A 19,241-nucleotide genomic window follows, 5' to 3' on the forward strand; every position below is an offset into this window, starting at 1 on the left:
GGACGAGCCAAGAGGTGGAGACGGGATTTGAACCCGTGTACGCGGCTTTGCAGGCCGCTGCCTCGCCTCTCGGCCACTCCACCGTGTCACCTGCACAGTGACAAGCTGCACAGTGTCAAGCTCCGAGCGGAAGACGGGATTCGAACCCGCGACCCTCACCTTGGCAAGGTGATGCTCTACCACTGAGCCACTTCCGCGTCCCGGCTCTCGGCCGGACTCACGTGGAGCACTTTATCCAATCTCCCGCGACTCCCCAAATCAGCGGCGTTCTCCCTGCTCACGTCGCGAGTCGCGGCCGATGCTTCCAGCTCCGTCGAACCGTCCCCGGGTTAGCGTCGGAACATGTCCGTGACGCACGACCGCACCCACGCCGCGATTCCCGGCGCCGCCGGGGGCACTCCGCAGCCCACCACGGCCGAGATCGAGGGCGACGCCGACATCGCCCCCGTCGCGGCCCTGATCGCGGACGGCGCCCGCGCCGCCATGCTCACCGCGCTGCTCGACGGCAGGGCGCTGGCGGCCGGGGAACTGGCCAGGATCGCCGGCGTGAGCGCCCCCACCGCGAGCTCCCATCTGGCCAGGCTCCTCGACGGGGGCCTGGTGACCGTGGCCAAACAGGGACGGCATCGCTATTACCGCCTCGCCCGGCCCGACGTGGCCGGCGTCATCGAGGTGCTGGCCCGGGTCAGCGGGCGCGTCGCCGTACGGTCCCTTCGGCAGTCGCGGCGGGCCGGGCTGCTGCGGGAGGCCCGCAGCTGTTACGACCACCTCGCCGGACGGGTGGGTGTCCAGCTGTACGACGCGCTGGTGCGCGAGGGGCGTCTGGTCGAGGCCGACGGCGGCTGCCTGCTCACCGCGAGCGGCGCCGAGGCGCTGACGGAGCTGGGCGTGGACGTGGAGCGGGTGCGCCGCGCCCGCCGCAGGTTCGCCCCCGACTGCCTCGACTGGCTGGAACGCCGGCCGCACCTGGGCGGGGCGCTCGGCGCCGCGGTCCTGGACCGGCTCCTGGCCCGGGAGTGGCTGGTGCGCGGCACGGTGCCCCGGGCTCTCCGGGTGACCGCCGTGGGGCGCGAGGGACTGGAGAGGACCTTTGGATGTAAGGACCTAAGCTGAGATACGCTGGTTACCCACTATGCGCGTGCACGCGCGTACCGACGTGAAAGAGTGGGACGATGCACGACAACGAGGTCGTGGCCGTCGGCCCCGGGCCGCTCGCCTTCGGCGACGTGGTCCGGGTCGCGAGGCACGGCGCACCGGTCCGCCTGACGGACGACGCGATCGCCGAGATGGCGGCCTCCCGGGGGCGGATCGAGGAGCTCGCGGAGGCCGACACCCCCGCCTACGGCGTCTCCACCGGTTTCGGCGCCCTCGCCACCCGGCACATCGACCCCTCGCTGCGCGCTCAGCTCCAGCGCAGTCTCGTCCGCTCGCACGCGGCCGGTTCCGGACCCGAGGTGGAGACCGAGGTCGTGCGGGCCATGATGCTGCTGCGCCTGCGCACGCTCGCCACCGGGCACACCGGTGTGCGCCCGGCCACAGCCCGGGTGCTGGAGTCCCTGCTCAACGCCCGGCTCACCCCGGTCGTCCACGAGTACGGCAGCCTCGGCTGCTCGGGAGACCTCGCCCCGCTCGCCCACGTCGCCCTGACGGTCATGGGCGAGGGCGTCGTGCGGGACGCCGAGGGACGCCTGCGTCCCGCCGCCGAGGCGCTCAAGGAATGCGGCGTCGAGCCCGTCGAACTGGCCGCCAAGGAGGGGCTCGCGCTCATCAACGGCACCGACGGCATGCTCGGCATGCTGGTGCTCGCGCTGCACGACCTGTCCCGGCTCCTCACGACCGCCGACATCAGCGCCGCGATGAGCGTGGAGGCGCTGCTCGGTACCGACTACGTGTTCGCGGCGGACCTGCAGGCGCTGCGGCCCCATCCCGGCCAGGCCCTGGCGGCGGCCAACATGCGGACGCTGCTGGCCGGCTCGGGCGTGATGGCCTCGCACCGCGACGGCTCCTGCACCCGCGTCCAGGACGCCTACTCCCTGCGCTGCGCCCCCCAGGTCGCCGGGGCCGCCAGGGACACCCTCGCCCACGCGTCCGCCGTCGCCGCCCGCGAGATCGTCAGTGCCGTCGACAACCCCGTCGTGCTCGCCGACGGGCGCGTGGAGTCCAACGGCAACTTCCACGGCGCCCCGGTGGCGTACGTCCTGGACTTCCTGGCCATCGCCGTCGCCGACCTCGCCTCGATCGCCGAACGGCGCACCGACCGCATGCTCGACGTGGCGCGCAGCCACGGGCTCCCGGCCTTCCTCGCCGACGACCCGGGGGTGGACTCCGGGCACATGATCGCGCAGTACACCCAGGCCGCGATCGTCTCCGAGCTCAAGCGGCTGGCGGTGCCGGCGAGCGTCGACTCGATCCCCAGCTCCGCCATGCAGGAGGACCACGTCTCGATGGGCTGGTCGGCCGGCCGCAAGCTGCGCCGCGCCGTCGACGGGCTCACCCGCGTGCTCGCGATCGAGCTGCTGACCGCCGCCCGGGCGCTCGACCTGCGCGCGCCGTACGCACCGGCGCCGGGGACCGGCGCGGTCGTGGCGGCGCTGCGCGAGTCCGTCGAGGGGCCGGGGCAGGACCGCTTCCTCGCCCCGGAGATCGAGGCGGTCGTCCGGCTCGTCGGGAGCGGCGCCGTGGTCGCCGCCGCCGAGTCCGCCGCCGGCCCCCTGGCGTAGGGCTTCAGCGGGCTTCAGAGGGCGGCGACCACCTCGACCTCGATCATCAGTCCCGGCTGGAACAGCCGTTCGACCTCCACGGTCGTGCTGGCGGGCGGCTCGCCGGTGATGAAGCGGCCGCGGACCTCGCCGTACTCGCGCAGCCGGTCCATGTCGGTCAGGAACGTCCTGATGTGCAGGATCCGGCCGAACGAGGAGCCCTGGTAGGCCAGGATGCGGCCCAGGTTCTCCATGACGACCTCGGACTGCCGGGCCAGATCGCCCTCGCCGACGACCTTCCCGTCCTCGTCCAGCGCCACCTGCCCGGACACGAACAGCAGATCCCCGAAGCGCACGGCGTGGGAGTAGTAGCCGTTGGTGGCCGGCACCGAGGGCGGGTTCACCGCGCGCACGTCCTTCGAACCGGGTGTCCGCGCCGCCCGGGACGCCGCGAACGGGACGACGGCGGTGAGATCGTGCCCCGCCAGCCCGGCCGCGACCGCCCCCGTGAGCAGGTCGCGGGCGGCGGCGGTCACCGTCTGGCGACTCCCCGGCCCCTCGGTGGCCAGCCGCAGGTCCTTGGCGGCCAGGCCGAGGGCGTACCGCGTCTGCGACGGGCCCGACTCGGCCACGGGCCGCAGGCGCTCCGCCAGCCCGGCCAGCGGTGTGGCCCCGAGGACGTCCAGGAGGGCGGTGCGGCCCACCCCGAGCGCGTCCGCGTAGGCCAGCGTCTCCGCCAGCCCCACCTGGGCGGTCACCATCGCGCTCATCACGGCGAGCTTGGTCGCGGCGCCCGCTCCCGGCCCGCCCGCCTCGTGGACCGTCCCGAAGACGCGCAGCACGTCCGACACCCGGTCGAGGTCCTCCCTGCGGCCCCCGGCGAGCACGACCAGCGTGCCCTCGGCGGCCGGGCCCACGCTGCCAAGCACGGGCGCGTCGACCAGGCCTGCGCCCGCGGGGAGCAGGCCGCGCAGCCGCCGCACCGCGTCGGGGCCGATCGTGGACATCTCCACCAGCACCGACTCCGGCCGCAGCCCCGGCAGCGCCGCCCGCACCACCCCGGACACCGCGTCGGGATCGCTGAGCATGGTGATCACGATGTCCGCACCGGCGACGGCCGCGGCGGGGGAGGGGGCCGCCTCCGCGCCCGGCACGTCCCGTGGCGTACGGTTCCACACGGCCACCTTGTGGCCGGCGGCGACGAGGCGGCCGGCCATCGGAACGCCCATGCGCCCCAGGCCAAGAAAAGCAATCATGTCCCTGGACGTTATGGGAGGAAAAAACCATTCCACCAGCGACTAGATTGCATGACACTCATTCCCCTCGCTCATGGATCGGAGCATGTTCGACACCGACGCGCTTGTGCTGCTCGACGTCGTGGCCCGTACGGGGTCGTTCACGGCCGCCGCGGTGCAGCTCAACTACACCCAGTCGGCGGTCTCCCGGCGCATCGCGTCCCTGGAGGCCCAGGCGGGCGGCCCGCTGTTCGCACGGCTGCCCAGGGGGGTGCGGCTGACGCCCGCGGGCCGGACGCTGCACCGCTACGCCCGCGAGGTGCTGGAGCGGCTCGGCCGGGCGGGGGAGGAGCTCGCCGCCATCCACCAGGGCACCGGCGGGCGGCTGCGGGTCGGCGCGTTCGCCACGGCCAACGCCGTGCTTGTCCCGGCCGCCCTGCGCGAGCTGCGGGCGACCCGCCCGGAGGTGGCGGTCAGCATGGTGGAGGGCCTCAGCACGGCGCTGATGGACGGCCTCGGCCGGGCCGAGATCGACATCGCGGTGGTGAGCGACTACCCCTCCGGCCTGGGAGCGGGCCCGGAGGTGGAGGTCACCCCCCTGCTGGAGGACGAACTGCTCGTCGCCCTCCCCGCCGACCACCCGCTGGCGGGGTGCGAGAAGGTTGACCTGCGCGACCTGCGCGACGAGAGCTGGATCGAGGGTGCCCCTCCCGGCACGGTGACCATGCTCGGCGCCGCCTGCGCCCGGGCCGGTTTCGCGCCCAGGGTCGACCTGCGGATCGGGGAGTGGACCGGCAAGCTCGGCTACGTGGCCGCCGGGCTCGGGGTGACGCTGGTGCCCGCCATGGCCGCGCCCGCCGTACGCGGGGACGTGGCGCTGCGGTCGCTCGGCGAGTTCGCGCCGCGCCGCACGGTCTACGCGGCCCTGCCGCGCACGGCGCCGCTCCCGGCCGCCCGCGCGCTGCTCGGCCTGCTGTCCCGATCCGTCCCCGGCTGACCTTCCGGCCCCGGCGGGGGAGCGACAATGGACACGTGTACGACGCCTTCGCCCACATCGGGGGCCGCCTGGCCACGGGCCTGAGAGAGGTGACCACCGACCTGGCCGCCCTCGACGGCTCCGGCTGGTGGGCGGTGGTCGTGTCGTACGAGGGAAAGGTGGTCTGCGCGCGGTTCGACCGGGTGCGGCCCGCTCCGCTGCCCCCGTCGCGCGGCCCGTGGCGGGGACCCGCCCGCGACGCCTGGGCCACGTCCCTGGACCGGGAGGGCTACGAGCGGGGCGTCCGGCGGATCAGGGACTACATCGAGCGGGGGGAGGTCTACCAGGCCAACCTCTGCCGTGTCCTGTCCGCGCCGCTGCCCTCCCCGGACGTGGACCCCCTCGCGCTCGCCGTACGGCTGGCCGAGGGCAACCCCGCGCCGTACGCGGCGGTGGTCGGCGTGCCCGGGCTGACCGTCGTGTCGGCCTCGCCGGAGCTGTACCTGTCCAGAAGCGGCGAGGTGGTCGAGTCCCGGCCGATCAAGGGCACCGGCGTGACGGCGGACGATCTCCTCGACAAGGACTACGCCGAGAACCTCATGATCGTCGACCTCGTTCGCAACGACCTCGGCCGCGTGGCGGAGGTAGGCTCGGTGACCGTGCCCTCGCTGTTCGCGGTCGAGGAGCATCCCGGGCTCGTGCACCTGGTGTCCACGGTGCGGGCACGGCTCGCCGGCGGCGCCGGCTGGCCGGAGCTCTTCGCCGCCACCTTCCCCCCGGGTTCGGTGACCGGAGCGCCGAAGTCGTCGGCGCTGCGGATCATCAACGAGCTCGAACCAGAGCCCCGGGGGCCGTACTGTGGGGCCGTGGGCTGGGTCGACGCCGACCGGCGCGAGGGGGCGCTGGCGGTCGGCATCCGCACCTTCTGGATCGAGCACGACACGATCCGGTTCGGTACGGGAGCGGGCATCACCTGGGGGTCCGACCCCCGGAGGGAATGGCACGAGACCGAGCTCAAGGCCGCCAGGCTCATCGGCCTCGCGTCCGGGGACGGCCCGCGACATCGGTAACGAACGGAGCAGGAGATGTCTGTACCCATCTGGGTGAACGGGGAGCTGTACGAGCCCGACAGGGCCGTGGTCTCGGTGTACGACCACGGGCTCATGGTCGGCGACGGCGTGTTCGAGACGGTCAAGGCGGTGAACGGGGAGTCCTTCGCGCTGACCCGCCACCTCGACCGGCTGGCGCTGTCGGCCAAGCGGATGGACCTGCCCGAGCCCGACCTCGCCGCGATCACCGACGGGGTGGGCCGCTGCCTGGCGGCCGCGCCGAAGTGGCCGCTGGCGCGCGTCAGGATCACCTACACCAGCGGCCCCGGCCCGCTCGGCTCCGACCGGGGGTCGGCCGGCACGAACGCGATCGTCATCGTGGGCGAGCAGGCGCCGTTCCCCGCCACCGCCGACGTCGTCGTGGTGCCCTGGCCGCGCAACGAGCGCGGCGCGCTGGCCGGCGTCAAGAGCACCTCCTACGGCGACAACGCCAAGGCCCTGGCGTACGCCAAGGAGCGCGGGGGCGCCGAGGCGATCTTCGAGAACCTGGCCGGGCACCTGTGCGAAGGCACGGGGAGCAACATCTTCATCGTCACCGGCGGGCGCCTGATCACCCCGACGCTCGCCTCCGGCTGCCTGGCCGGCGTCACCCGCGCGCTCACCCTCGAATGGTGCGGCGGCGATGAGGCCGACGTGTCGATCTCGGCGCTGTACGAGGCCGAGGAGGCCTTCCTCACCTCCACGACCCGTGACATCCAGCCGATCAGGGCCGTGGACGGGAAGGTGCTGCCCCAGGCGCCCGGGCCGGTCACGCTGGAGGCCATGAAGGTCTTCGCCGAGCGTTCGGCGGCCGACGTCGACCCGTGATCCTCAGTAGGAGCGCTGGCTCTGGGCGTTGAGCTCCTTCATGCGTACGGCCTTGGCGGGATCGGTGCGGGGGTCGTCCACGCGCAGCACGTCGAGTCCCTTGGTGATGTCGCTGGAGTAGATGTAGCCGTTGTAGTAGTAGGCCGACCAGGAGCCGCCGAGGTGGAGCTCCGGCGCCAGCGGCCCGCGCTCGAAGTAGGCGATCTCCTGCGGGTGGGCGGAGTCGGTGAAGTCCCAGACCGAGACTCCGCCCATGTACCACCCCTGGACCATCACGTCGCGGCCCGGGACGGGCACCAGCGCGCCGTTGTGGGCCACGCAGTTCTCCTCGGCGTCCTGGGCCCGGGGAATCTTGAAGTAGCCCTGCCGCACGAGCCTGCGCTCCGGCGTCAGCGTGTAGATCGCGTCCGCGCCCTTGGTCGCGCTCACCGAGGGCAGGCAGGTGGCGGCCACCCCGCCGCCCATCTCGTCGCTGAAGACGACCTTGGTGCCCTCGTTGTTGAACGTGGCCGAGTGCCAGATGGAGAAGTTCTCCTCGTCGCGCACGGTCTGCAGCAGCTTCGGGCGCACCGGGTCGGAGATGTCCAGCAGGACGCCGTCGCCGAAGCAGGCGCCGGCGGCCAGGTCCTTCTCGGGGTAGACGGTGATGTCGTGGCAGCCGCCCAGGCCGTCCTCGCCCGCCGCCCTGCCCGCGAACAGCTCGGGCTTGGCCACGACCCGTGCCTTGCCGGGGTCGCCGACGGGAACCTCCACGATCGAGATGTTCTGGTGGGGCGGTCCGCAGTTCGTCGTGTCCGGCTCCGGGCCGGGGGAGGACACGTACAGGTAGACCGTCCCGGCGTCCTTCCCCGGCACGACCGCGTGCGTGTGCGAGCCGCACTCCGTGCGTACGGACTTCAGATAGCGCGGGTGGGCCTTGTCGGAGACGTCGAAGACGCGGATGCCCTCCCACGCGCCCGCGGCCGCCGGGTCCCCGGCCTCGCTCGCACAGGTGTCGTCCGTACGGGGCTCGTCGACGGACAGGAACAGCAGGTCGCCGGAGACCGAGATGTCGTTCTGCCCGCCGGGGCACTCCACCCGCGCGACGGCCTTCGGATGCTCGGGGTCGCCGATGTCGTGCACCGTGAAGCCCCCGTAGTTGCCCACGAACGCGTAACGGCCCTGGAAGGCCATGTCGGTGCCCCAGTCGTCCGGGCCGTCGAACGGCGCCGCCAGAGGGACGTTGGCGACCACCTTCATGTTGGGGCTGTGCCTGATCTGGTCCTGGGCCGGAATGCCCTCCGCGGCGGCCGTCGGCGACGGCGCGGGCTCGGCGGGGGCACATGCCGGGGCCAGGAGGACAACCGTCGCCACCAGCGCGCCCTTCAGCCTCGGTCTGCTCACATCGCCCCCATGTCCGCGGATCATCGCCCACTATGGAAGTTATGTCGAGCCCGCGGCCGGTGCGGACCGGTTTGGTAACGGTTGTGCTGGCAGTTGCGCCCGCGCTGGCCGCCTGCTCGTCCGGCGCCGCTCCACCGGCGCGCGCCGACGCCCCGGTGATCGCGCCCGGCGCCCCCGGGCAGTCCGGTTCCCCTACGGCCCCTGCAGCCGCGCGGACAGGGCCGGTGGCCGCGGACGTCCGGTTCGCCGAGGCGATGATCCCGCATCACCGGCAGGCGCTGGAGATGGCCGGGCTGGCCGCGGCGCGTACTGATGATCCGCTGGTGACCGCGGTGGCGAACCGCGTGATGGACGGGCAACGCCCGGAGATCGCGGTGATGGAGTCGTGGCTGCGAGGGCTGGGCCGTACGCCGCCGTCCGGCCACGACCACGGCACGAGTGATCTCGGGATGGGCGGCTACGGCATGGCCGGTGAGGAGGAGCTCAGCCGGCTGCGCACGGCGCGGGGGCGCGGCTTCGACAGGCTCTTTCTGGCGCTGATGATCCGGCACCACGAGGGCGCGGTGAGCATGGCGGCGGAGGAGCTGCGCCGGGGACGGGACCGCACCATGCGGACGATGGCCCAGGACGTCGTCTCCGGCCAGCAGATCGAGATCGCGCGTATGAGAGGGATCCAGCGGAAGCTGGGCTGATCCCTAGGAACTCCAGAGCATGTTGGTGAGCTCCTCGTCCAGGTCCATGAAGTCGGTCTCACGGCCGGCGGAGACGAGCTCGTAGGTCCGGTGCAGGAACTCGGTGAGAGGGGCCAGCGGCACCTCGAACAGGGCCTGGCCGAAGGGTGAGGTGAGGCTGATGTTGAGCGTGCGCTCGCCGTCCGACCGGGCCGGCCACACCTGGACGTCGCCGTCCCCGACGCGCCGCACGATGCCGACGGTCAGCAGCTCACGGGCGAAGATCCACTCGACCGGCTCGTCATTCCCCACGTGGAAGGCCATCCGGATGGCGTACGGATCCTCGGCCGTGTAACTCAGGCCGGCGAGCAAGGGGACGGTCGTACGGTCGGGGACCACAAGCCGAAGGCCTAGCTCGGCAGAGACGGTGGTGCTGTTCATCGTCAGCCAAACCTTTTCGTCGTCGGGTCCCCTGTCAGGGGCTTTCACTGCGTCTTCACTGTCCGGTCGGGCCTCGCCGGGCTCTCGCGCTACGAGACGAACGAAGAGACCCGTAGGAAAGATTCCGCCTCCAGGCCCTTCTGTAACGCACATCACAGCTTGACATTCGGTCATCTACCAGCTCAAACATCACCAACAGGCTTGTCCTTACCTCTGCTTTGCGTGTCGGCGGGGCCGCGCCGGGCGATGCCATTGCGGGCGAATGATCTCAGGTCGTGCGTATAGGTCGAGCATGGAGCATCACGATGCTATGACACCACACCCCCACGCCGGGGACGGTCTGGCGAACCTTTCGAAGGTGTTGACGAAGGCGGGACGATCGAGCCGACCGGGCCGTGCTTTCGCCATCACCCCCTCGGGTGCGGTATGGTTTTCCCCGTCGGCGCCGCGAGGCGCAGACGATCCCGGGCGATTAGCTCAGCGGGAGAGCGCTTCGTTCACACCGAAGAGGTCACTGGTTCGATCCCAGTATCGCCCACACGATCAAGGCCCGTCGGAGACCACCACTCCAACGGGCCTTTTCGCTGTTCAAAGCTTTGGCTCTAGCTGTCGTCCTCCTGTCGGCCGAGGTCAGCGGCGCTGACCGCGTCCGGCTCCTGGGGCCGATCGGGAACAGGAGTCAGCGAAAAGTCAGCGAATGCCGCCCGAGCCCTGCCGTAGCGGTCGCGCGAGGAGTGTGTGTAACGGTTGAGCGTCGTGGACATCTGCTCGTGCCCGAGGAGGCGCGCCACGTCGTTCACGGGAACGCCGTCGGAGACGAGCCACGTGGCGTAGCAGTGCCGCAGATCGTGGAACCGCAGCCCCTCGGCGGCATGCTTGGCGACGTGCGCCACGGCCTCCCGGTGGGTCGGGAACTCCTGGCGGTGCTCCAGGCCCTCCTTGTCCTGCCAGACGCCGAGGAAGACACCCGGCCCGGCCTCCACGACCTTGCCCAGCAGTCCGGCCCGGACGAGGGATGGGCGCCAGTCCCGAGACCGGAAGAGCGTCCGGCGGAGCGGACCGCCTGCCGCGTTGGTGAACACCTCTCCGACCGGTCCGGCCGGGTAGCGCTCGCGGTGCGCGGCGAGCAGCTCGACGACGAAGGGCGGAAGGGGCACCTCCCGCCGTCCGGCCTTGGACTTGGGGTAGGGCTTGTGCGTCACCGTGCCCGCCACCTCGACGGCCACCCGCTCCACCCTTACGGTATCGGCGTCGAGGTCGACGGCGTCCCAGCGCAGGCCCACGCATTCACCCCAGCGGAGGCCGGTGCCGGCGGCGAGGCCGACGAGCGCCCGGTAGCGGCCAGGGACGTGGGGGAGCAGCACGGCCAGGTCCTCACGGCTGATGATCCGGTCGTCGCCCGCCTTGCGCCGTCGCTTGGGCAGCCGTACGCCCTCGCACGGGTTGGCACCAACGATCCGGTCACGTACGGCCGACTTGAGCACGGTTGACAGCAGCCGGTGGCACTCGGCCACGGTCGCGGGGGCGAGCCGCTTGCTCAGGTCGCTGACCCACGTCTGCACCGCGCTGTGGTCGATGCGCCCGAGGGGGACATCTCGCCAGCGCGGCAGCACGTGCGTCCGCATGATCGAGTCGTCACGGGCCACGGTGGTGATCTCGTGGTTGCGCGACAGCATCCACTTGGTCGCGTACGGCCCGAACTTGGTCTTGCCCGCGTGGGGGTCGACGTAGGTGCCGCGGTTAAGCGAGCTGCTGATCTCGGCGAGGAAGGCGGTGGCCTCCTTCTTCGTGGCGAAGGTCTTGGACCGCTGGCGGTCGGTGTGGTCGCGCCAGTTGGCCCGGTAGGTGCCCGCCTTGGTCTTCACGATGTGCCCCATCTCAGCGGCGCCCTTCCTCAGTCAGGCCGTCCAGCCAGGCGTGGAACCGCCGCTTGGGGATGATCCACCGGCCGCCCATCCGCAGGGCCGGGATGGTGCCCTCCCGGACGAGGGCGTAGGCGCTGCCCCGCGAGAGCGACAGCAGCCGTGCGACCTCTGGCACCGTGTAGACGGCCCGGTCGTCCTCTGCGGCCTAGGCGGCAGGAGTGCCCTGCCGGGGAACGAGCGAGATCACGTTGTTCATGACGAGTTACCTCCTGCTGTGTCGTCAGTGAGCTGCATGGCGAGCGCCGCCTCCCCGGAGGTGAAGCCTTGGCCGGCATAAGCCCAGGAGCCGACGACGAGAGTGCTCTCGGGCTCGTAGGGCAGCCGGGCGAAGGTCATGCGCAGGCGGAAATCGGCCCGGGCCTGGCGCAACCGGGTCAGGGTGGTCGAGTAGGTGCGGCTCTTGGTGGAGAAATGGCCGCGGAAGCCGAGCATGTGCGCCCAGTCCCGCAGCCGCAGCCCCGTGAGCACCGGGTACGTGTCGGGGTCACCCAGCGTCCAGGCGGTACGGATGAGCCGGGCCGCGTGCTCGGAGACGCCCTGCTCGTGGAGCCTGGAGCAGGTCCCGCAGCTTAACCCGCCGGTCGAGGGTGCCGGAGGTCTCCGCCGCCTTCGTGGCGTACTTGGCGACGTAGGCCGCCACGGCCCGTTCGGACAGGTGCTGTCCGTCGTGGAGGTCGCCGGGGTCGATCGGCCGTACGTCGACCTGCTCGCCCCACACCAGGTGCCGGGTCGGCTGGCCGAGGTCGGGGGCATCGAGCCGTACGGCCGTGACGGCGGTGCGGATGGCGTCGGTGAGCAGGTCGACGGTGGCCCAGGCCGGAGGCGGGATGACGCCTTCGTCGCTGCGGCCGTCGAGCCGGATCACGGCGTGGAAGTGGACGACCCCGCGCGCCTGGAACTCGGCGACCTTGGCGAAGGACACCCGGACCATACGGTCGAAGTCCTTGCGGGTGAGCCCGGCCGAGGCCGCCAGGTGGCGGCGCAGGTAGATGGTGAAGCGGCGCCACAGGTTCCCGGCGTGGGCGTTCCACAGCACGTGGCCCACGTAGTCGTAGGTGCCCGGGTCGAGGGGTTGGCCGATGCACGGGTCGCCCGCAGCGTGTCGTTCGAAGCAGGCCGGGCCGGTGCGGCGTGGGTGGCAGATGACGGCCTGGCCGTCTTTGCCGGGGCCGCGATGCACCGGGCCGAAGGACGGCGCGGTCAGCGTGGCGAACACGCGCGGATGAGTGCGGACCGTTTCGGGGACGCCCTTGTCGCCGCCGAGCAGGCCGGAGCGGATGAGGTGGAAGGTGTCGCGGCGGTAGACCTCGGCGCAGGCGGGGCAGCGGGTGGCGCGGCGGTTGCCGCAGCGGAAGAGCAACTGTCCGTGTGGTTCGGCGTAGGTGGTGTAGTGGCCGAGGATCTCGCCGGTGTGGGTGTCGAGGGTGTGGGTGTGTCCGGTCAGGCGGATGGGTTCGCGGCAGCCGCCGAGGCGGTGGACTTGCTGGAGCCACCGGGTGAGGTCGTGGCCGGAGCGGCGGGTCAGGTCGCGGATGACGGGGCCGACCAGGTCGCCGATGCGGGCGGGAAGCTCGGGGGCTTGGGTCACCGGGCCTCCGTTCCGGTGCCGGAGCAGGCGGGGCAGGTGACGGTGGTCAGGGTGTAGGTGCCGGTGCGGTTGTCGGCCTGGCGGACGACGACGGAGCCGCAGCCGCCGCAGTTGCGGCAGCAGGGGAGGTCGTTCTTGGACATGACGGGGTCTCCTGGTGAGCGGTACGGGATGAGCGAGCAGGCGGGTGGGGCGGTGGAGCTGGCAGGCGTGGACCGCCCCGCGCCGGGGTTCAGGTCAGGGGGAGTGGCCGGCGGTTAGTTGAGGTAGCCGGAGCCGTTGCAGACGCCGCAGGTGCCGCGGGTCGTGCCGTAGGCGATGGTTCCGTGGCCGCCGCACATGTGGCAGGGGCGGCGTCGCAGCAGGCGGAAGCGCTTCATCGTGGTTCTCCTCGTGGTGAGCGATACGGGTTGCGATGGGTGGCGGCCAGGAGGCGGCAGGCGGGGCCGCGCCGGGTGGCGTCTATGCGCCGGGGATCGCGGCGGGTGGCCTGCAAGGTGATCCGGCCGGGCCGCCAATCGAGCACCCGCACGGAGTGGACCCGCCGGGCGTGGGCGAGGTTGGGCAGCTTGGCCGTGTAGTCCTCCGGCGTCTGCCCGTCCGCCAGGCCCACCGTGACGCGGAACCCGTTCGGCAGGGGGCGGATGAACCCCAGGTGGGGCGGCTTGTCGACCGCCACCCGCCGCAGCTTGCGGTTGTGGGACAGGGCGGCGCCGGCATGCAGGGCTGCCCCGAGCGCGGGGACGCCGTCGAAGGTCCACCGCCAGCGGCGCCGCTGCGTCGTGAGCCCGCATCCGGCCGCGACGTTCCCCCACGTCAGGTAGACCGAGACGGCTTTACGCGGGTAGCCGACCAGCAGCCAGAACGAGACCGGGTGCAGCCGGTTCCAGGCCACCAGGCCCAGGATCACGGTGAGGGTGAACAGGCACGGGATGATGTAGACGAGCGCGTCAGCGGTCATACTGGAGACCTCTCTTCGGTGAGCGAAGGGAACGCCCCGGGAGCGGCGGAGCTGGCAGGCTTAGGGCCACTCCCGGGGCACCAGACGCGACCGCCGATCAGGCGGCCTTGACGGCGGCGGGGACGATCGCCTCGGCCCGAAAGCCGAGCCCGGACCGGCCGTTCATCTGCCAGAAGAACGCCGACAGGCCCACCGGCCGGACCTGCACCCCCTCGGGGATGGTGGGGAAGTCGATCGAGGGGAACGTGACGTTGATGACCGGGTTACGCCGGTCGTCGTTCGGCTTGGGCAGCAGCGGGATCGTGTACAGGTCCCGCCCCTCCGCGTCCTTCTTGATCTCGCCCGTCGCCCGGTCCACGATCTTCGGCTCGGGCTCGCCCGCGACGGTGAACGACAGGGCCGACAGGTCCACGGGGATGTTGCGCATCTCGAACCTCTTCCTTCCGGCCATCTCGGCCAGCTAGCCTCTAGCTGTCTACTCGTCTAGAGGAGTTGAGCAAGACCGAGGGAAGGCATGTCAAGTCAGTGAGCAGGAAGCTCGTAAGAAAGTTGGTACGCGTCACCGGACATCACGGTGTCGCACACCTCCACGGCCCGCCCGTTGACGTCGAACGCAGTGCGCACGAGGCGGAACACCGGGATGCCAGGACCGAGCAGCAGCAAACGGGCCTCCTCGCGCGTGGGCATCCGCGTGAACACGTCCTCCACGAACCGCTCCAACGTATGGCCCTGCTCTTCCAAACGGGCGTAGATGCCACCAAGCCCGGGGTTGGCGTCCATGATCTGCGTACCCCGCGCCAGCTCGGCGGGTATGTAGGACGTGGCAGTCTCCACCGGCCGCCCGTCCAGCGAATACCGCCGGCTGCGAACCACCACGACCTCACCAGGAGCGACCTTGAGACGCTCGGCGATATCGGCCGGGGCCGCAGCCTCCGTAACTTGGATCATGTCGACGGCCGGAGCGGCTCCAGCGGCCTCAGACTCCGCGATGAAGGCCGCCTTGCCCTCCTTACGGTGACGACGCGCGAAGCGATCAGACGCAAGACGCTTCACTTGAGGACGCGGCCGGACGAAGACGCCGCGGCCGTGTTCGGACACGACGAGTCCCTCAGTCTGCAGCTCCTGGATCGCGTTGCGGACCGTCATCCGGGCCACCGCATAGTGATCCATCAGCTTCGCCTCGGAGGGCAGCTTGTCACCCGGGCTCAGGCGCCCTCGTTCGATTGCCTCACGGAGGTGGTCGGCTATCTGCCGGAAGACGGCACGATCACTTGCCGGGTCCAACTGACCCACAAGGATCTCGTCACCGGCCATGCCCCACTCCTCGACTCGTCTGCACGTCTACTACCCTCAAGGCTATCGGCTGGAGGTGACATATGACCGGGCGCGACGAACGCCACTCGGTGAGCGTTGCCGGCGTAATCGTCGACGACCATGACCGCGTCCTGCTCACCCGACGAGCCGACAACGGCGATTGGCAAGCGCCGGGCGGAGTCCTCGAGCTGGGGGAGGCCATCAGCGATGGCCTACGTCGAGAAGTCCTCGAAGAAACGGGTCTCATCATTGAGCCCATCGCTCTGACCGGCGTCTACAAGAACATGGTCCGCGGAATCGTCGCCCTCGTCTTCCGCTGCAAAGCAATAGGCGGCAAGCTCACCACCAACGACGAGGTCACCGCCTTCCATTGGGCCACCCCCGCAGAGGTCAAGCAAATGGTCAGCGAGGCCTTCGCCGTGAGGATCCTCGACGGCCTGCACGACGGAGCACCCGCCATCCGCGAGCACGACGGCGTGCACCTCGTGTAGGTGGGCCGCACCCGCAGGCCCAGGTGTGGTTACAAGTTGCCTTACGGGTTCAAGCCGCCGCCCGTGCCGGGCGGCGGTGGCGCGGCGCGTCCGGACGCGGCCGGGCGTGCGGCCTCTTCGGGCCGGTCCCGGCCGCACCGCCGCCAACCGCGCCCGATGGGCACGAGGCTGATCACCATAGCGATCGACCGCACTGTAGGGGATTGAGTTCTTTCTTCGCCTCCGGCGGGGATCTCCGGCCCCGAGGTAATCGCGGCAACTTCGAGGTTCGTGAGTGGCTGGGGAGCCCTGATCGCCTCGCCCGCCATCGACCCAGGCATAGCCCAGCAGCCCGACTCCTACGGCTCAAGCCCAGCCGTGACCGATGGCATCCGATGATCGAGGAACGGCGACCGGTGAACGGACACGCGAGGCCGGGCTTGCCCCTTCGTCGCCGGCCCGCTGCCGCTCCGCGGTGGGTCGACGGCGTACGAGGTGATCAGTGCAGGGTGAGAACGTGCGGGGCTGCACAGGGCGATGTGCGAGAGAACCGGTGCACAACCGTTTCGGTGGGAAACTGCAGCTATGCCTGAGCAAGAGCCGATCGCGCTGGAGGATCGCCTGATCGGCAACATTCGTGACGAGCTGGTTGCTCAGAAGGTCCTGCACGATTTAGACCTGGATGATGCGGCCCTTGATGGGCTGGCATGGGGAATTGCGGCAAACCTCCAGTACGCCTTTGATGTGACCTGGGCACCTAAGTGGGCGCGTGAGGTGCACTCCTGGGTGGAGGCCGACGCAGGCATGCCAACGGGAGAGAATCACTGCACCGAGTGCCTGCGATGCGGTTGGCTAACCGGTCAAAACCCGACCAAGGAGCAGGCGCAAGCTGAGTATGCGGAGCATGTCTCTACGCGTCACTCATGACCTTCTGCGTGACGAACTGCGTGACGATGTTGATGAACGACCATGGACACTGGCGGACGGCAGTGGGCTGTCTCCGCAGGTAACAGCCCTAAAAGACCAGCTCGAACAACTGTCGCCATTGCCTGATAAGGAAGCGAGCGGCAGGGCACACCCAGGGCACATGGGCGCGAAAAGCAACGCGAAACAGTGAGAAGCGGCGAACACTGAAAGCCCAGCTCAGCGCATGAGCTGGGCATAGACATAGGGGAGGCCGACGAGCTTGGCAGCCCCTACGCCGGCGAAGGCAGACGGGGTGGTCATCAGGCAATTGCCTCTATTGGGCGGCAAACGTGGGGCTCGGATTGGTTGCGCAGGAGTGTCGTCGCCCACGACAATGTGCGACATGTTCGGAAAATCGCGCCACAAGCGCGGTGAGCATGACGACCGGCGGGCTCCGGTCCTGCCGTCGGATGCCGTCCTGATCGTCGAACGGCCCTCCGGGGTGGTCGAAGGTTACTGCCCGCAGCAGGTCGAGGTCTGGTACGTCGCGCTGCGTGACGCGCCGCGTCGGCGGCGGAACGACTTCGAGCCGTACTTCGTCGCCCGCTGTGCGTGCGAATGGGTCGGCACAGCGCACGATGCCCAGGTTGCGGGGGCGCTGGAGGCAGCGTCCGCGGAGGCCTTCGGCCACGGCCGAGTGGTCGCGCCGAATGTGGTGCGGATGCTGGATTAATCAGCAGGGCTGAAGCGTTCTCAGCTCGGCCAGACTGGCCAGCACGGGCTCAGGCCACGCCCGGAAAGGCTGCTCGGGTGCAAGAGCGGAGCCATGGTGCCTGAACCGCGCCGTTGCCTGTCGCCTGCACACGCCAGCACGATCTTCGAGCGCATGGCCAGGACTTGTGACGATCTAGCCCGCCGTGCCCATCGTTGCAATGTCACGCGTTCAGCGTCGGTCACCGTCGACACCGCCTCCATGAAAGGCCGACCGGGGCACTTTGGGGGCACATGGCATCGGAAAGTGCTGGCAAGCGATGGCAACGAACGGAAGTGTTATCGCAGGTCGATTGTAGTGCAGAGCGATTCGCCGCAGGTAGAGAGCGTGCGGAATTTAACCGGCCTACAGGCCGGCTCGTCCGCCCGCCAACCCGCGACCTAGGGTTTGTCCCCGCTAGCCAAGATCGGGCACATTCAGGGCACATGGTCCTTGATAGCGAGGTAGGGCACCCGACTGCGTGGTCACTGTGCCGAGGCGTGCCCCGCGTCGGTCATTCGCTTCTCCAGAAGATCCTGCGGCAGCGCGTATACGTGGGCCAACTGCCGTAGTTCGTCCACCGTCGGCGCCGACGCCGCACCGTCCTCGATCGCTACCAGACGCTCTTCCGATATGTGGGCCAGCTTGGCGGCTTCCTCCACCGTCTGCTGTCCGAACTCCCGGTCGGCCCGCAGATCCTGGCCCAGCCGTACTAGCTGTTCGAGCGAGACCGTTGCCGACGCTGATGGCCGAGGCGATTGCCCATCAGAGGGCGCAGTCAGTAACTGGCCAAGGACATACAGGCCCACCAGTACGATAATCGCCAGCCCGCCGCCTGCTCCAGCCTTTCGAGTGAAGCGACCACGCGCGTCCCTGGGGTGCTTGCTGGGATTCCACGACATACCCGGACGTTACAAATTGTCATCGCGCAGCTCCAGAAACATTCACTAGGCGACCTAGTGACGGCTTGAATACCGCGCCGCGACTGGTGATGGGCCGCAATTTGTTCTGCTCCGGCCATACCGGCGCGGCTCCTTCTTCGGAGACGCGGGACCGTAGCACAGCTCTGAGGGCTGTTTGGGGCTGATCTGCGCCGCCGCGCGGCCAGCCGCGCATGGTCTGCGCCACCGGCGGGGGCACCCACGCTTAGGGGGTCGAGCCCTTTGGGGGCACGTAGCTACGGAAAGCGCTGGCAAACGATGACAATGAACGTAAGCGTTTGCGCAGGTTGCCCGTAGGTCGGAACGGATACGTGCAGGTGGGGAGCGTGCGGAATTTGAACCCGGCCTTCTGTACCAGTCGGTGGACGGGGCGAGAGCCATCCGGGGTTCGTCGGACTGGTTCTTGAAGCGAATGAAGTCAGTGGAAAGTCAGCGAACTGGCTGAGACCGTGTTGCATCGAGCGGCAGTGCATGGTGAATGCAGCGTGCTGGACAGCGTGCGTTGACATCCGCCGACACAGGTTGGGACGCTGAACCCGGGTTCACACCAAAGAGGTCACTGGTTCGATCCCAGCATCGCCCACACAGCTCAGAGGCCATTCGCCACCACGCGGGTGGCCTCTTCTGGTCTTCCCCGCGTCCGCTACTTCGTCGGGTGAGCGTTTCGTGAAGGGGTACGGCGTGCTCGTGCCGGGCGCATCGCTGATCTACGCTCGGGCGCGACCACCATGGAGCGATCACCACGGTCACCGATGAAGGCGCGTCGTCCTCGGCCTCAGCATCGAGGCTCCGGACGATTTAGCGCTGGCGGTTCGCCGCGCCGAGGAACTTGTCGATCATCTTCGCGCGGTTCTCCTTTCCGGCCGGATTGGCGGGCGTGGAGCTGCCGCCACCGCGGAATCGTTCCGAATGGGACGACGACGGTTTGGTGTTGCTCCGCGTGGGTGCGCCGCACCTGCGCCCATCGCCGTCTGTGGAGATCCCAGGAGACGGATGACTTTCGAGCCCGACGGATGTTGTGGAAGAGCCCTGGGACGCACGCTCTCTACAAGGCCGAGCCTGAA

The 19,241-nt window shown here is 70.0% G+C and carries 19 protein-coding genes, 3 tRNA genes and 2 pseudogenes; 10 read left to right on the plus strand and 14 right to left on the minus strand.

Features of this window, described 5'->3' with window-relative positions; translation table 11 throughout:
- Positions 1-12 precede the first annotated feature (12 nt).
- Positions 13-83, minus strand: a tRNA-Cys gene (locus HHX41_RS10970).
- A gap of 42 nt (positions 84-125) precedes the next feature.
- Positions 126-197, minus strand: a tRNA-Gly gene (locus HHX41_RS10975).
- A 145-nt stretch (positions 198-342) separates the two neighbouring features.
- Between HHX41_RS10975 and HHX41_RS10980 the strand changes: the two genes are divergently transcribed.
- Positions 343-1,113: a helix-turn-helix transcriptional regulator gene (locus HHX41_RS10980; protein ID WP_182905854.1), complete on the plus strand. Its 771-nt coding sequence runs from the start codon at positions 343-345 to the stop codon at positions 1,111-1,113.
- A 59-nt stretch (positions 1,114-1,172) separates the two neighbouring features.
- Complete coding sequence (hutH, locus tag HHX41_RS10985) at positions 1,173-2,720, plus strand: histidine ammonia-lyase (RefSeq protein WP_182905855.1); 1,548 nt, start codon at positions 1,173-1,175, stop codon at positions 2,718-2,720.
- A gap of 14 nt (positions 2,721-2,734) precedes the next feature.
- On the opposite strand, the gene HHX41_RS10990 is transcribed toward hutH, so the two are convergent.
- The gene (locus HHX41_RS10990; protein WP_182905856.1) at positions 2,735-3,955 is read right to left on the minus strand and encodes an NAD(P)-binding domain-containing protein; all 1,221 of its coding nucleotides are present in this window, start codon (positions 3,953-3,955) and stop codon (positions 2,735-2,737) included.
- 85 nt (positions 3,956-4,040) lie between these two features.
- On the opposite strand from HHX41_RS10990, the gene HHX41_RS10995 reads away from it, so the two are divergent.
- Genes HHX41_RS10995 through HHX41_RS11005 form a run of 3 tightly spaced genes read left to right on the plus strand, consistent with a single transcriptional unit; the run spans position 4,041 to position 6,826 of the window.
- Complete coding sequence (locus HHX41_RS10995; protein ID WP_182905857.1) at positions 4,041-4,931, plus strand: LysR family transcriptional regulator; 891 nt, start codon at positions 4,041-4,043, stop codon at positions 4,929-4,931.
- Between the two features lie 35 nt (positions 4,932-4,966).
- Positions 4,967-5,980, plus strand: a complete 1,014-nt coding sequence (locus tag HHX41_RS11000) for a chorismate-binding protein (protein WP_182905858.1) — start codon at positions 4,967-4,969, stop codon at positions 5,978-5,980.
- A 15-nt stretch (positions 5,981-5,995) separates the two neighbouring features.
- On the plus strand, positions 5,996-6,826 hold the full coding sequence (locus HHX41_RS11005) for an aminotransferase class IV (protein ID WP_182905859.1): 831 nt from the start codon (positions 5,996-5,998) through the stop codon (positions 6,824-6,826).
- Positions 6,827-6,829: 3 nt separating this feature from the next.
- Here the strand turns inward: HHX41_RS11005 and HHX41_RS11010 are convergent, their stop codons facing one another.
- A complete protein-coding gene (locus HHX41_RS11010) occupies positions 6,830-8,209 on the minus strand; it encodes an LVIVD repeat-containing protein (protein WP_182905860.1) in 1,380 nt (459 codons plus the stop codon).
- Positions 8,210-8,292: 83 nt separating this feature from the next.
- On the opposite strand from HHX41_RS11010, the gene HHX41_RS11015 reads away from it, so the two are divergent.
- A complete protein-coding gene (locus tag HHX41_RS11015; RefSeq protein ID WP_310741924.1) occupies positions 8,293-8,901 on the plus strand; it encodes a DUF305 domain-containing protein in 609 nt (202 codons plus the stop codon).
- A gap of 3 nt (positions 8,902-8,904) precedes the next feature.
- On the opposite strand, the gene HHX41_RS11020 is transcribed toward HHX41_RS11015, so the two are convergent.
- Positions 8,905-9,321, minus strand: a complete 417-nt coding sequence (locus tag HHX41_RS11020; RefSeq protein ID WP_139575157.1) for an SsgA family sporulation/cell division regulator — start codon at positions 9,319-9,321, stop codon at positions 8,905-8,907.
- Between the two features lie 466 nt (positions 9,322-9,787).
- On the opposite strand from HHX41_RS11020, the gene HHX41_RS11025 reads away from it, so the two are divergent.
- Positions 9,788-9,859: transfer RNA gene (locus tag HHX41_RS11025), tRNA-Val, on the plus strand.
- Between the two features lie 64 nt (positions 9,860-9,923).
- On the opposite strand, the gene HHX41_RS11030 is transcribed toward HHX41_RS11025, so the two are convergent.
- From HHX41_RS11030 to HHX41_RS11060, 8 genes and pseudogenes are all read right to left on the minus strand, one after another.
- On the minus strand, positions 9,924-11,198 hold the full coding sequence (locus HHX41_RS11030) for a site-specific integrase (protein ID WP_182905862.1): 1,275 nt from the start codon (positions 11,196-11,198) through the stop codon (positions 9,924-9,926).
- A gap of 1 nt (position 11,199) precedes the next feature.
- Positions 11,200-11,370, minus strand: a pseudogene (locus HHX41_RS11035) (helix-turn-helix domain-containing protein); the annotation flags it as partial.
- Positions 11,371-11,438: 68 nt separating this feature from the next.
- Positions 11,439-12,834 (minus strand): annotated as a pseudogene (locus HHX41_RS11040) (replication initiator).
- Positions 12,831-12,977, minus strand: a complete 147-nt coding sequence (locus HHX41_RS11045; protein WP_182905864.1) for a hypothetical protein — start codon at positions 12,975-12,977, stop codon at positions 12,831-12,833. Before HHX41_RS11045 ends, HHX41_RS11040 begins: the two are co-directional and overlap by 4 nt.
- A 114-nt stretch (positions 12,978-13,091) precedes the next feature.
- Entirely contained in the window at positions 13,092-13,214 is a 123-nt protein-coding gene (locus tag HHX41_RS40435; RefSeq protein WP_259400865.1) for a hypothetical protein, read from the minus strand.
- Positions 13,211-13,795 (minus strand): hypothetical protein, encoded by a 585-nt coding sequence (locus HHX41_RS11050; RefSeq protein ID WP_182905865.1) that lies wholly within the window; start codon positions 13,793-13,795, stop codon positions 13,211-13,213. Before HHX41_RS11050 ends, HHX41_RS40435 begins: the two co-directional genes overlap by 4 nt.
- A gap of 97 nt (positions 13,796-13,892) precedes the next feature.
- On the minus strand, positions 13,893-14,222 hold the full coding sequence (locus HHX41_RS11055; RefSeq protein WP_182905866.1) for a hypothetical protein: 330 nt from the start codon (positions 14,220-14,222) through the stop codon (positions 13,893-13,895).
- Between the two features lie 95 nt (positions 14,223-14,317).
- On the minus strand, positions 14,318-15,109 hold the full coding sequence (locus HHX41_RS11060; protein ID WP_182905867.1) for a GntR family transcriptional regulator: 792 nt from the start codon (positions 15,107-15,109) through the stop codon (positions 14,318-14,320).
- Between the two features lie 62 nt (positions 15,110-15,171).
- On the opposite strand from HHX41_RS11060, the gene HHX41_RS11065 reads away from it, so the two are divergent.
- From HHX41_RS11065 to HHX41_RS11075, 3 genes are all read left to right on the plus strand, one after another.
- Positions 15,172-15,600 carry an NUDIX hydrolase gene (locus HHX41_RS11065; protein WP_182905868.1) on the plus strand — a complete coding sequence of 143 codons (429 nt, stop codon included), beginning with the start codon at positions 15,172-15,174 and terminating at the stop codon, positions 15,598-15,600.
- Positions 15,601-16,164: 564 nt separating this feature from the next.
- Positions 16,165-16,506 (plus strand): hypothetical protein, encoded by a 342-nt coding sequence (locus tag HHX41_RS11070; protein WP_182905869.1) that lies wholly within the window; start codon positions 16,165-16,167, stop codon positions 16,504-16,506.
- Positions 16,507-16,888: 382 nt separating this feature from the next.
- Entirely contained in the window at positions 16,889-17,218 is a 330-nt protein-coding gene (locus HHX41_RS11075) for a hypothetical protein (protein WP_182905870.1), read from the plus strand.
- Between the two features lie 503 nt (positions 17,219-17,721).
- On the opposite strand, the gene HHX41_RS11080 is transcribed toward HHX41_RS11075, so the two are convergent.
- Complete coding sequence (locus HHX41_RS11080) at positions 17,722-18,138, minus strand: helix-turn-helix domain-containing protein (protein ID WP_182905871.1); 417 nt, start codon at positions 18,136-18,138, stop codon at positions 17,722-17,724.
- Between the last annotated feature and the right edge of the window lie 1,103 nt (positions 18,139-19,241).

The sequence above is a fragment of the Microbispora sp. H13382 genome (assembly GCF_014161445.1).
In the GTDB taxonomy this organism is placed as follows: domain Bacteria; phylum Actinomycetota; class Actinomycetes; order Streptosporangiales; family Streptosporangiaceae; genus Microbispora.

Bases quoted from the DNA above. Each gene is read 5' to 3' on its own strand.
- HHX41_RS10980 (WP_182905854.1), top strand. From the start codon at position 343: ATGTCCGTGACGCACGACCGCACCCACGCCGCGATTCCCGGCGCCGCC.
- hutH (WP_182905855.1), top strand. From the start codon at position 1,173: ATGCACGACAACGAGGTCGTGGCCGTCGGCCCCGGGCCGCTCGCCTTC.
- HHX41_RS10990 (WP_182905856.1), bottom strand. From the start codon at position 3,955: ATGATTGCTTTTCTTGGCCTGGGGCGCATGGGCGTTCCGATGGCCGGC.
- HHX41_RS10995 (WP_182905857.1), top strand. From the start codon at position 4,041: ATGTTCGACACCGACGCGCTTGTGCTGCTCGACGTCGTGGCCCGTACG.
- HHX41_RS11005 (WP_182905859.1), top strand. From the start codon at position 5,996: ATGTCTGTACCCATCTGGGTGAACGGGGAGCTGTACGAGCCCGACAGG.
- HHX41_RS11020 (WP_139575157.1), bottom strand. From the start codon at position 9,321: ATGAACAGCACCACCGTCTCTGCCGAGCTAGGCCTTCGGCTTGTGGTC.
- HHX41_RS11030 (WP_182905862.1), bottom strand. From the start codon at position 11,198: ATGGGGCACATCGTGAAGACCAAGGCGGGCACCTACCGGGCCAACTGG.
- HHX41_RS11045 (WP_182905864.1), bottom strand. From the start codon at position 12,977: ATGTCCAAGAACGACCTCCCCTGCTGCCGCAACTGCGGCGGCTGCGGC.
- HHX41_RS40435 (WP_259400865.1), bottom strand. From the start codon at position 13,214: ATGAAGCGCTTCCGCCTGCTGCGACGCCGCCCCTGCCACATGTGCGGC.
- HHX41_RS11050 (WP_182905865.1), bottom strand. From the start codon at position 13,795: ATGACCGCTGACGCGCTCGTCTACATCATCCCGTGCCTGTTCACCCTC.
- HHX41_RS11055 (WP_182905866.1), bottom strand. From the start codon at position 14,222: ATGCGCAACATCCCCGTGGACCTGTCGGCCCTGTCGTTCACCGTCGCG.
- HHX41_RS11060 (WP_182905867.1), bottom strand. From the start codon at position 15,109: ATGGCCGGTGACGAGATCCTTGTGGGTCAGTTGGACCCGGCAAGTGAT.
- HHX41_RS11065 (WP_182905868.1), top strand. From the start codon at position 15,172: ATGACCGGGCGCGACGAACGCCACTCGGTGAGCGTTGCCGGCGTAATC.
- HHX41_RS11070 (WP_182905869.1), top strand. From the start codon at position 16,165: ATGCCTGAGCAAGAGCCGATCGCGCTGGAGGATCGCCTGATCGGCAAC.
- HHX41_RS11075 (WP_182905870.1), top strand. From the start codon at position 16,889: ATGTTCGGAAAATCGCGCCACAAGCGCGGTGAGCATGACGACCGGCGG.
- HHX41_RS11080 (WP_182905871.1), bottom strand. From the start codon at position 18,138: ATGTCGTGGAATCCCAGCAAGCACCCCAGGGACGCGCGTGGTCGCTTC.